Genomic DNA, 11,754 nt, shown 5'->3' on the forward strand with positions numbered 1-11,754 from the left:
GTTATCCACCCGGCCTGATCCTGTAGGAGCCAGCTTGCTGGCGATAGGCAGATAGCGTCCCGCTGATCGCCAGCAAGCTGGCTCCTACAAAAGCTTGTGCTGAATAACAGTATCTACGGAGCTTGCAGGCTCTGTGTCGGGTGGAAAACTGCGGAGCATTCACCTCCACGTCATGGCGCAGGCGTGAGCCGGGTACATTGCGCGACTCAACAGATCGTGAATAGGCGCTCAGCGGCAGCCGCTGTCCGGCAACTCATTCAGCGCCCGCTGGATCAGCGCCTGGCTGCGTGGGCTGGCGAGGATGCTGGTGTGGTCTTCGGCCAGCAGGAACAGGTGCTGCGCTTCATCCTGGGCAGCGGCTCGCAGCTCGCTGGCCAGTGGCACCACGCCGTCGTTGGGTTGTTCCAGCAGCCGGCTGTTGCCGCTGTAGCTGACCAGCAGCCACTGGTTGATATGTGCCGGCAACGGCGTGGCGAAGAGCGTCTGCAGGTAGTGGCTGCCCGGCGCCAGATCGCGCCAGACCGGCGCTACCACCGGTGCGCGGGCGATGCCGTCGGCCGCCGACGGGTGACCATCCCAAGGCGTGGCCAGGGTCAGGAACAGGCATTGTCGGTCATTGCCGCCGCCGGCGCTGAGCAGTTGCACGGCGCGCCGGGCCACCAGCCCGCCCATGCTGTGGGCGAACACATGAAAGCGTGGCGGGCGCTGGCGCAGCTGCACATCGCGCAGCGCCTCGCCGAGCAGATAGGCGCTGTGGTTCAGCGGCAGGCCGCTGGGGTAGTGGAACAACACCAGCTGGAAACGCTCGCGGTCGATGCTTTCCGCCAGCGCGCGCCACACTGGCGGGCCGCTGTTGATCCCGTGCACCAGGATTATCGGTTCCTTGTTGGCGTCCCAGGGCTCCAGCAGGTACAGGCCGTAACCGACCTCGCTGAGGAAATCCAGCGGCTGCCAGGCGCCCTGGCTGACCCGTTGCGGCGAGAAGCGCGGGTCATCGAAGTCCACCACCTGCAGGTAGTTGTGCTGCAGGCGTGGCAGCTCGCGGTAGGCCTGGCTCAGATCGATGGCCGGCGGTGGGGCTGGCGAGTGGCTGGCGCGTTCGGGTTGCAGCAGGTTGAGCTGGCCGAGCTGGTTGCGCTGTTCGGCGCCTGGCTGTACCTGGAAGGGCGCGCTGCGGGCCTGCGGCAGCCAGTGGTGTGGCTCGTCGGCATCCAGGCGCAGATTGCCGTTGCGATCACTGAAGGCCAGCAACTGGTAATCGCCGGCGGGCATGCTGAAGTAGAACAGCCCGTCTGGCTGGACGATGCGGTAGGTCAACAGCCGATTCTGCGGGTCGAGCAGGGCGACTAGTGCCGGTTCCGAGCCCTGCAGGGTGCCGGGGATCAGCAGCAGTTCGCGCTGGGCGCTGGCGTACTGGCGATCCAGCTCCAGCAACTGGCAACCGCCCAGCAGGGCGAGCAGCCCCAGTGCAAGCAAGCGGGCCATCCATGCGCTCCATCCAGAGGGAATTGGCTGCAGTCTAGCTGCTCGTCAGCCGGCGCAAGGCCGATCGAGCAGCGCTTGCAACACGAGCCGCTAGCCTTGCGGGTTTACCGCTTCGACCTTGAGCAGCACGCCGTCCTGGCCCGTGACCTTGACGGCAGTGCCGGCAGGTAGATCGGGGCCTATCACCAGCCACAGGCTGTCGCCGGCCTTGATCTTGCCGCGTCCACCGACGATGGCCTCATGCAGGACGAACTGGCGTCCGAGCAGTTCGCTGCCGCGCTGGTTCAGGCCGGGCTGGTCGGAGGGCTTGCCGGCGCTGCGCTGGCGTTGCCACCAGAGTACGGCGGTGAGTACCGAGAGCACGGCGAACAGGATGAACTGCAGGGTCCACGGCAGCTCCGGGAAGAGGAAGGTCAGCACGCCGACGCTGGCGCCGGCCAGACCGATCCACAGCAGGTAGCCGCCGGCACCGAAGACCTCGAGGATCAGCAGTACGGTGCCGAAGGCCAGCCAGTCCCAGTAGGAGAGGTTCTGCAGGTAGGCCATCATTTTTGCTTGTCACCGAAGGTGGCCTTGACGATTTCGCCGATGCCGCCGACCGCCCCGATCACCTGGCTGGCTTCCAGCGGCATGAGGATCACCTTGCTGTTGTCGGCACTGGCCAGCTTGCCCAGGGCCTCGATGTACTTCTGCGCGACGAAGTAGTTGACCGCCTGCACGTTACCCTGGGCGATAGCCTCGGAGACCATGCGCGTGGCCTCGGCTTCGGCCTGGGCGGCACGTTCGCGCGCTTCGGCTTCGAGGAAAGCGGCCTGGCGCTGGCCTTCGGCCTTGAGGATGTCGCCCTGTTTCTGCCCTTCGGCGGTGAGGATGGCGGCGGCGCGCAGGCCCTCGGCTTCGAGAATCTGCGCGCGCTTGATCCGCTCGGCCTTCATCTGCCCGGACATGGCGGCCATCAGATCGGCGGGCGGGCTGATGTCCTTGATCTCGATGCGGGTGATCTTGATGCCCCAGGGCGCGGTGGCTTCATCCACGGTCTTGAGCAGGCGCTCGTTGATAGCGTCGCGCTGGCCGAGCATGGCGTCCAGCTCCATGGAGCCGAGCACGGTACGGATATTGGTCATCACCAGGTTGCGGATGGCGTGCTCGAGGTTGTTCACCTCGTAGGCGGCCTGGGCCGAATTGATGATCTGGAAGAAGCAGATGGCGTCGATCTGCACCGTGGCGTTGTCGGCGGTGATCACTTCCTGCGGCGGGATATCCAGCACGCTTTCCATCACGTTGAGCTTGCGGCCGATGCGATCCATCACCGGCACGATGATGTTGAGGCCCGGCTTGAGCGTGTTGGTGTAGCGACCGAAACGCTCCACCGTCCACTCGAAGCCCTGCGGCACCACCTTGAAGCCCATGAACACCACGGCCACGGCGAGGCCGACGAAAAGCAGCAGTACGCCACCAATTTCCATATTTATTCTCCTGTCTTGTTCATGGGATTAACGCATCTAAGCACAGCTGTCGCGACGTTGCTGCCTGGTCCACGTCAACTGCCACTGGCGAGCAGTGCCTTGATCAGTCGGGCATCGTGCTGGTAAGTGTCGGGGGCATAGCGCAGCTGGCCGTCGACATCCACTTCCACCGTCCAGTAGGCGATCAGCAGCGGCGCCGGCTGCGGCAGGCGGTATTGCTCGGTCTTGCCGCTGGCGATGCGGGTCTGCACGCTGGCCAGTTCCGCTTGTGGCAGCAGCCAGGTCAGCAGGTTGTCGACGGCCTCGACCCGCACGCAGCCGGAGCTGAACAGGCGCGGCGCCTTGTCGAACAGGGCGCGGCTGGGGGTGTCGTGCAGGTACACAGAAAACGGGTTGCCGAAGCGCAGGGCGACCTGGCCGAGCGGGTTTTTCGCCCCGGCAGCCTGGCGCAGGAGGATGGCGCCGGGGTTGTCCCAGTCGATCTGTTCGGGATCGAGCCAATTGCCGGCATGGTCGTAGACGTCCATTTCATGCTCGCTCAGGTAGCTGCGGTCGGCGCGGATGGCCGGCAGCTTGTCCTCGCGCAGGATGGTCGGCGGCACCGTCCAGGTCGGGTTGAGGGTCAGTCGGTTGATCCGCGAGGCCAGTAGCGGTGTCTGCCGTTCGACCCGGCCGACCTGGGTGCGGGTACGCCAGAGCTCTTCGCCTTGCTGCAAGACCAGCAGTTCGGCGGCGGCGACATTGATGGCCACCTGGGCCTGGCCGAGGTCGTCGGCCAGCCAGCGCAGGCGTTCCAGGTTGATGCGCAACTGCTCGCGGCGGGTCAGGGCATCGAGGTTCAGTTCGGTCAGGCTGGCCGGGCCGAGGATGCCATCGGGCTTGAGTCCGTGGCGGGCCTGGAAGTCTGCCAGGGCGCTGACGGTGCTCGGGTCATAGAGCTCGGCCTGGGCATCGTCGGCGGGCAGGTTGAGGCGCTCGCGCAGCAAGGGTACCCGCGCATCCTGCTTGCCCGGCCGTAGCAGCGGGCCTGTTGGCAATGCCGGCCAGCTGGGCAGGGGCTGCAGGCGTGCGGCCGCGTAGGCGGCGCGCAGACGCTGATATTGCGGCAGGCTGGGGCGGGTGGCGGCAAACGCGGCGGCGGGGTCGTCGAGTTGCAGCAGGGCGATGGACAGGGTCGCCAGCTGCGGGTCCGGTCGCGCCTGCTGTGGGTCGCGCCACAGCGGCTCCAGTTGTTGCTGGCTGAGGCGGCCGCGGCGCAGGTCGAGCAGGGCACGCAGGTAGCTGCTGCTGGCCTGCAGGTCGCTGCAGTGATCCGCGGTCTGCGCGAGTGGATAGTCGGCGGGGTTGAGGCCGTCGTCCGCCAGCTGTTCGAGCTGCTCCTGCAGTTGCTGGCGATGCGCCGCATCGCGCCAGGCCGGACGGCCGTCGCGTTGTGCATAGAAGTTGCTCAGCAGAGTTGCCGTGGAGTCGTCTAGGCTTGTCAGTACGGCCGTGCAGGGGCTGGCGGGCTGCATCAACAGCGGGCGCAGGTCGACCGGCTGGGCGTCGGGTGCCTCCATGGCGTTCGCGACCAGTGGCAGGGTGAGCATGAGAATGCTCGGGTAAGATGCACACTTTTTGAACAACATACTGCTCCAGTCCATGGCTCAGGGTGCTCCGTCAGCAGTGACGGGCGACTGCTATTCAGTATAAGTGGATTGGCGTCGGCTCTTGTTACAGGGCTCGACGGGCGTAGCGTTTTTTGAGGTATTGCGCGCATGTTTGGACGAGTAGGCCGCTTGGCCCTGATGGGGCTCTGGCTGTTTTGTGCACCGCTGCTGGCGGCGCCCACGGCGAATGACCAGCTGATCAAGGACCTCGCCCGCGTGGCGCCGGGCCTCAATCAGCAGGCGCTGCGGCATGCCGTGGCCGCCATGCAGTGCGCGGTCAACCACGGTGCCGAAGCGGCCAGCCGGCTGGCGGTGATCGATTATTCGCAGCCCTCCACGGCGCGCCGGCTGTGGATCTTCGATCTGCAGCGCAAACGCCTGCTGCTGAGTGACTACGTGGCTCACGGGCGGCGCTCCGGGGAAAACTTCGCGCAGAGCTTTTCCAACCGCGAGGGCAGCTACCAGAGCAGCCTCGGCCTGTTCCGTACCGCCGAGAGCTACCGTGGCAAGCATGGCTATTCGTTGCGCATGGATGGCCTGGAGCCCGGCCTGAACGATTTGGCCCGCGAGCGGGCGATCGTCATCCACGGCGCCAGCTACGTCGATCCACGGCTGGTGCGCAGCCAGGGCCGTATCGGTCGCAGCCTGGGCTGCCCGGCGGTGCGTCCGCAGGTGGCACGGATGGTGGTCGACAAGCTCAAGGGCGGGCAATTCCTCTTTGCCTGGCACTCGGATCGCCGCTGGCTGCGCAACTCCGCCTACCTGGACTGCAAGCCGCAGCGGGTGGCGAGCATCCTGGTCCGCCAGGCCCTGCCGAAAAGCTGAGCCTGGCTCTGCTGTCCTTTAGGCCCGCTATTTCTGTTCGCTCTGCGGGGTGACCCGCAGCACTTCCTCGATGGTGGTCAGGCCGGCGGCGACCTTCTGCGCGCCGGACAGGCGCAGGCTGCGCATACCTTCCTTGAACGCCTGGCGGCGCAGGGTGACCAGGTCGGTGTCAGCGGTGATCAGCGGCTTGATGCCGTCGTTGAGCAGCATGATCTCGTACACCCCGGCGCGGCCGCGGTAGCCGGTCTCGCGGCATTCCAGGCAGCCGACGGCGCGTTGCGCCTGGGTTGGCAGCGGCGAGCTCCAGGGCTTGGTCAGGCTCTGCCAGTCTTCCTCGCTGATCTGTACCGGCTCCTTGCAGTGCGGGCACAGGGTGCGCACCAGGCGCTGGGCCATGACGCCGAGGATGGTGGCCTTGAGCAGGTAGTGCGGCACGCCCAATTCGAGCAGGCGGGTGATGGCGCTGGGCGCGTCGTTGGTGTGCAGGGTGGAGAGCACCAGGTGGCCGGTGAGTGCCGCCTGGATCGCCATTTCGGCGGTTTCCAGGTCGCGGATCTCGCCGACCATGATGATGTCCGGGTCCTGGCGCATCAGCGCGCGCACGCCGCTGGCGAAGGTCAGGTCGATGTTGTGCTGCACCTGCATCTGGTTGAAGGCGCCCTCGATCATCTCGATCGGGTCTTCGATGGTGCAGACGTTCACTTCCGCCGTGGCCAGCTGCTTCAGCGTGGTGTACAGGGTGGTGGTCTTGCCCGAACCGGTGGGGCCGGTGACCAGGATGATGCCGTTGGGCTGGCCGGTCATGCTCTCCCAGCGGCGCAGGTCGTCGGGGGAGAAACCCAGCTGTTCCGGGCGCTTGAGCAGCACTTCCGGGTCGAAGATCCGCATCACCATCTTCTCGCCGAAGGCGGTGGGCAGGGTCGACAGGCGCAGTTCGACTTCACCGCCGTCCGGGGTCTTGGTCTTGATCCGGCCGTCCTGCGGCTTGCGCTTCTCGGCCACGTTCATCCGCCCCAGGCTCTTCAGGCGGCTGACGATGGCCACGGTGACCTGCGGCGGAAACTGATAGACGTTGTGCAACACGCCGTCGATGCGAAAACGCACGGTGCCCTGTTCGCGGCGCGGCTCGATGTGGATATCGCTGGCGCGCTGCTGGTAGGCGTACTGGAACAGCCAGTCGACGATATTGACGATGTGCGCGTCGTTGGCGTCCGGTTCCTGGTCGCTGGCGCCTAGGCTGAGCAGTTGCTCGAAGTTGCCGACGCCGCTGACCTTCTGGTCGGCCGCGTTGGCGCCGCTGACCGAACGGGCCAGGCGATAGAACTCGGTGGTGAAGCGCTGCAGGTCGGTGGGGTTGACCACCACGCGTTTGATCGGCCGCTTCAATACATGGGTCAGGTTGGCTTCCCAACTGTGCACGAAGGGCTGTGCGCTGGCGATGGTTACCGCTTCGCTGTCCACCGCCACGGCGAGGATCTTGTGGCGCTGGGCGAAGGCGTAGGACATCAGTGGGGTGACTGCGGCGACATTGATCTTCAACGGGTCGATGCGCAGATAGGGCTGCCCGGCCCAGGCAGCCAGCCACAGGGTCAGGCTTTCCAGATCGTGTTTCTTGCCCGGGTGCTGCAGGTCGTCGACCTGCTGCGCGGCGAGGAACTCCAGCGGGTGCAGCTTGGCGTTCTCCGCCCCGCGGCGCAGCATCAGGCACTGCTCGGCCTGTTCCTGCGACACGCGACCCTGGGCTATCAGCTCGCGCAGGATGTCGTTGAGATCCAGTGTGCGGTCCTGGGTCGACGAAGCTAGAGCGGACATGCGGTTCCCTTTTAGAGTCGGCTAGCCTGTCAGCTTATTGCACCAGCAGCTTCCAGGGTTTGAGCGTGGCCACAGTATGAGCCTGTGCCACCCGTGCGGCCAACACCTCGGCATCCAGGGGCTGCAAGGCCAGCTCATGCAGCTTGCACAGTTCGCCGTACAGCCGGTCGACTTCCGCCACTTCCAGAGTCTGCCGCGCCAGGTGCAGCCAGGCCTGGATACGCTCGATGCGCGGCAGCTGCTCGGCGAGGTCTTCCGGTTGCTGCTGGTAGCGCTTGAGTTGCAGGGCAGTGCCCTCTTCTTTCAGCAGGGTAGGCAGCCAGTTGCCCAGCACCGCTGCGCCCTGGCGATTGCCACGGTTGTTGCGCTCGGCCGTCCAGCTGCGCGCCAGCAACCAGCGCGACAGGTTCAGTGAGAACAGGCCCCAGCGGTTGCCCTGCAGCTCGGCGGCGAACAGCGCCGGGGCGTTCTTGCGCAGGCTGTCATCGTCCTGGCCGGCCAGCAGGCGCGGGCGCCAGTCGGCCAGCAGCTCGTCCAGCGCTTCGCGCAGGGTATGGCTGGAAGCGCGCGGTGCGGCCTGGCCGAGGCTGCCGAGCAGGGCGCGCAGTTCCACCAGTTTTTCCAGCCACTGCGCCAGCAGCTTCCAGTGACCGTTGAAGCGGTATTGCTCGGCCAGGCGCTGGCTGCTGCCGAGCAGGTGCCAGGCGAGGGCGCAGAAGGCGTCGTCCAGGCTCTGTTCGGCGTTCAGTTCGGGCGCCGGCAGGCTCAGGCTGTAGCTGCCCGAGTCGAACAGGCGGTAGCCGCGCTCGGCCTTGCTGATGTCGCAAGGCATCAGCGGCAGGTCGGCAGCCAGCTCGGCGGCCAGCTCCAGCAGGGCGGCCGGATCGCCTTCGCGCAGCTCCAGCTCCAGCTCGCAGATTTCTTCCTCGCCTTCGCCGGCGATCACCTTGCCCAGGTCCAGGGCGGCTTCGATGACCACCTTGGCCTTGCCACGGCCCCAGGCGATCTCGGCCTTCTGGCGGACGAAGTCGGTGGTGAAGATCGGCTTCAGCTGCTTCTTGTCCAGTTCGGCCAGGCTGGCCGGCCAGCATTCGTCGCTAAGTTTCTTGGTGTCCAGCTTGGCTTTGCTCAGGTACCAGTCCCACTCGTTGCGCTCGGACAGCCCGGCCACGCTTTGTCCGCGGGTCTTCAGGGTCTGGATGAACTGCTCGCCGTCACGGCGCAGGCGCAGGGCAACCTTGGCCTGGGCGAGGTCGCGCTCGGGGGTGTCGAAGTACTGGTTGAACAGCTCGCCGGTCTGCCAGCCGGACTTGTTGCGTTTCTTCAGCAGCGGATGATCACGCAGGGCGGCCAGGGTCTCGCGGCTTACGCGCAGCTTGATTTCGGTTTCTTTGACCATGGTCGACTCTTGGGAAAAAGGAAAAGAACTGTTCTGAGAGCTTGTTTACGAGCTTGCGAGCTAGAGCCAGGCAAGGCAAAAGCAGGCGAGGAAGCGCAGTTTACGAGTGGTAAATGAGCATTCCGAGCCTGCTTTTAACGCCGCATGGCCGACGCGCAGCAGGTCGTAGACAGGTTCTGATGCCACAAAGCCGCCCTAAGGCGGCTTTGTGTCGAGCCATGGCCAGCTTAGACGAACAACTTCACGCCCAGCCAGAACAGGCCAGCAGACAGTGCGATGGTGGTCGGCAGGGTCAGCACCCAGGCGGTGAGGATATTGCGCACGGTGCTGAACTGCAGGCCGCTCTTGTTGGCGACCATGGTGCCGGCCACGCCGGAGGACAGCACATGAGTGGTCGACACCGGCAGGCTGTAGACGTTGGCCAGGCCGATGGCGATGGACGCGGTGATCTGCGCGCTCATGCCCTGGGCGTAGGTCATGCCCTGCTTGCCAATCTTCTCGCCAACGGTCAGCACCACGCGTTTCCAGCCGACCATGGTGCCGATACCCAGCGCCAGGGCGACCGCGAGGATGACCCAGAACGGTGCGTATTCGGTGGTGGCGGTCAGGTCCTTGCGCAGCTTGGCCAGGTCGGCCACTTCACGCTTGGGCAGGTTTTCCAGCTTGCTGACCTTCTTCGCCGTGTCATCCAGGCACAGCAGGTAGCGGCGCGCCTGGGTGCGCTGCTCTTCGGACAGCTGCTCGTAGTGGGTGACGCCTTCGATGGTCTTCAACAGCGCGGCAATGGTCGGCTCGGTGAGCTTGGCATCGCACCGGAATTTCTTCGGCAGCTCGGTGGTGCCGTTCTTGCCCAGGGCCAGGTATTCGCTCAGCGAGTCGTTGTTGCGCTCGTAGAATTCCTGCAGGTGAATGGCGGCGTCGCGGGTGCGTTCGATCTGGTAAGTGGTGCTGTTCAGGTCGAGGACGAACTGGGCCGGCACGATACCGATCAGCACCAGCATGATCAGGCCGATACCCTTCTGCCCGTCGTTGGAGCCGTGCACGAAGCTCACGCCCATGGCCGAGGCGATCAGCACCACGCGGTTCCAGAACGGCGGCTTGTTCTTGCCCTTGATCTCCTTGCGGGTCTCGGGCGTCTCATGCATTTTCGAGCCGCCCCACATGCGCTTGAGCGCCAGCAGCAGCAACCCAGCCACGGCAAAGCCGGCCAGCGGGGAAAGCAGCAGGGACAGGCCGATATCGATCGCCTTCTGCCAGTTCACCCCTTCGCTCAGGGCGATGTCGGAGATCAGCGCGTGGGCCAGGCCGACACCGAGGATCGAACCGATCAGGGTGTGCGAGCTGGACGCCGGAATGCCGAAGTACCAGGTGCCGAGGTTCCAGGCGATCGCCGCGCTGAGCATGGAGAACACCATGACCAGGCCATAGGCGGTGTTGGAATTGATCAGCAGCTCGACCGGCAGCAGGTGCACGATTGCGTAGGCCACGCCGACGCCACCGAGCAGTACACCGAGGAAGTTGAAGATGCCGGAGAAGATCACGGCGAGGTGTGGGGGCATGGCCTTGGTATAAATCACCGTGGCAACCGCGTTGGCGGTGTCATGGAACCCGTTGATGAATTCGAAGGTCAGGACGAAGGCCAGGGCCAGGAGCAGGCTCACGGCGACCCAGATATCAAGCCCGCTGAATAGATCGAACATGACGGTTTTGTGACCGGTTAGCTATGGGGCGGCGGATTATGCCAGAACATCGATAACTGTGCTGATCGCTGGCCGGCCTGGCCGCTGGATCACGACAAGAGGTCATAGCGGCGGCGCGTCGTTGATGCAACTGTTTATCTTCTCGCCCACAGGCTTCTATGATGGCGTCACGCTGACGGAGACCGCCGATGTCCTTGCCCAACCTGAAAGACCAGCTGGCCGCGCTGATTGCCGCGCCGTCGGTGAGCTGCACCCAGCCGCGCTGGGATCAGTCCAACCGGGCGGTGATCGACCTGCTGGCCGGCTGGCTCGGCGACCTGGGTTTCACCTGTGAAATCCAGGATATCGCGCCGGGCAAGGTCAACCTGCTAGCCACCTATGGCAGTGGCCCCGGCGGCCTGGTGCTGGCCGGCCACAGCGACACCGTGCCGTTCGATGCCGCGCTGTGGCAGAGCGATCCGCTCAAACTGACCGAGCAGGGCGACCGCTGGATCGGCCTCGGCGTGTGCGACATGAAGGGTTTCTTTCCGCTGGTGATCGAGGCGGTGCGCGGCCTGCTCGACCAGCCGTTCCGCCAGCCGCTGCTGATCCTCGCCACTTGCGACGAGGAAAGTTCGATGTCCGGCGCCCGCGCCCTGGCCGCTGCCGGCAAGCCGCTGGGACGTGCCGCGGTGATCGGCGAGCCTACGGGCTTAAAGCCGATCCGCCTGCACAAGGGGGTGATGATGGAGCGCATCGACATCCTCGGCCAGAGCGGTCATTCCTCCGACCCCAGTCTCGGCCACAGTGCGCTGGAGGCCATGCAGGACGCCATGGGCGAGCTGCGGGCCCTGCGTAATCAGTGGCAGCGCGAGTTCAACAACCCGCAGTTTAGCGTGCCGCAGCCGACCCTCAACCTCGGTTGCATCCACGGCGGCGACAACCCCAATCGCATCTGCGGCCAGTGCGCGCTGGAGTTCGACCTGCGTCCGCTGCCGGGCATGGACCCCGAGCAGCTGCGCGCGGCGATCCGCAGCAAACTGCAGCCGCTGGCCGAGCGGCATCAGGTCAAGATCGACTTCGCTCCGCTGTTCGCCAACGTACCGCCCTTCGAGCAGAGCGCCGATTGCGAGCTGGTGCGCCTGGCGGAGAAGCTCACCGGGCATGCGGCGCAGTCGGTGGCATTTGGCACCGAAGCGCCGTATCTTCAGCAACTCGGTTGCGAGACCATCGTCCTCGGCCCCGGCGATATCGCCTGTGCCCACCAGCCGGGCGAGTTTCTCGAGCTGGCGCGTATCCAGCCGACGATCACGCTGCTGCGCCAGCTGATCCAGCACTACTGCCTCTAAGAACCTGTTTATGATCTTCTGAATTAGAGCCAGACAAGGCAAAAACGGCCGAGGAAGCGGAGTTTACGATCTGTAAATGAGCATTCCGAG

At 65.3% G+C, this 11,754-nt stretch carries 9 protein-coding genes; 2 read left to right on the plus strand and 7 right to left on the minus strand.

Annotation, left to right across the window (positions count from 1 at the left end):
• Positions 1-228: 228 nt before the first annotated feature.
• The 4 genes from LRS11_RS06770 to LRS11_RS06785 form a co-directional block, all read right to left on the minus strand.
• Positions 229-1,485, minus strand: a complete 1,257-nt coding sequence (locus tag LRS11_RS06770) for an esterase/lipase family protein (RefSeq protein WP_260496101.1) — start codon at positions 1,483-1,485, stop codon at positions 229-231.
• Between the two features lie 90 nt (positions 1,486-1,575).
• Positions 1,576-2,034, minus strand: coding sequence for an NfeD family protein (locus LRS11_RS06775; protein ID WP_260496102.1), 459 nt, complete (start codon positions 2,032-2,034; stop codon positions 1,576-1,578).
• Positions 2,031-2,951, minus strand: a complete 921-nt coding sequence (locus tag LRS11_RS06780; protein ID WP_260496103.1) for an SPFH domain-containing protein — start codon at positions 2,949-2,951, stop codon at positions 2,031-2,033. Before LRS11_RS06780 ends, LRS11_RS06775 begins: the two co-directional genes overlap by 4 nt.
• Positions 2,952-3,025: 74 nt before the next feature.
• Positions 3,026-4,540, minus strand: a complete 1,515-nt coding sequence (locus tag LRS11_RS06785) for a murein L,D-transpeptidase (RefSeq protein WP_260496104.1) — start codon at positions 4,538-4,540, stop codon at positions 3,026-3,028.
• Positions 4,541-4,708: 168 nt separating this feature from the next.
• On the opposite strand from LRS11_RS06785, the gene LRS11_RS06790 reads away from it, so the two are divergent.
• Positions 4,709-5,425, plus strand: a complete 717-nt coding sequence (locus LRS11_RS06790) for a murein L,D-transpeptidase catalytic domain family protein (RefSeq protein WP_260496105.1) — start codon at positions 4,709-4,711, stop codon at positions 5,423-5,425.
• A 27-nt stretch (positions 5,426-5,452) separates the two neighbouring features.
• On the opposite strand, the gene LRS11_RS06795 is transcribed toward LRS11_RS06790, so the two are convergent.
• From LRS11_RS06795 to LRS11_RS06805, 3 genes are all read right to left on the minus strand, one after another.
• Positions 5,453-7,237, minus strand: coding sequence for a GspE/PulE family protein (locus LRS11_RS06795; RefSeq protein WP_260496106.1), 1,785 nt, complete (start codon positions 7,235-7,237; stop codon positions 5,453-5,455).
• Between the two features lie 34 nt (positions 7,238-7,271).
• Positions 7,272-8,636 (minus strand): inorganic triphosphatase, encoded by a 1,365-nt coding sequence (locus LRS11_RS06800; RefSeq protein ID WP_260496107.1) that lies wholly within the window; start codon positions 8,634-8,636, stop codon positions 7,272-7,274.
• A gap of 227 nt (positions 8,637-8,863) precedes the next feature.
• Positions 8,864-10,336: an inorganic phosphate transporter gene (locus tag LRS11_RS06805; RefSeq protein ID WP_260496108.1), complete on the minus strand. Its 1,473-nt coding sequence runs from the start codon at positions 10,334-10,336 to the stop codon at positions 8,864-8,866.
• A 188-nt stretch (positions 10,337-10,524) separates the two neighbouring features.
• On the opposite strand from LRS11_RS06805, the gene argE reads away from it, so the two are divergent.
• Positions 10,525-11,664 (plus strand): acetylornithine deacetylase, encoded by a 1,140-nt coding sequence (gene argE / locus LRS11_RS06810; protein WP_260496109.1) that lies wholly within the window; start codon positions 10,525-10,527, stop codon positions 11,662-11,664.
• The last annotated feature ends 90 nt before the right edge of the window (positions 11,665-11,754 follow it).

It is taken from the genome of Pseudomonas sp. J452 (assembly GCF_024666525.1).
GTDB lineage: Bacteria > Pseudomonadota > Gammaproteobacteria > Pseudomonadales > Pseudomonadaceae > Aquipseudomonas.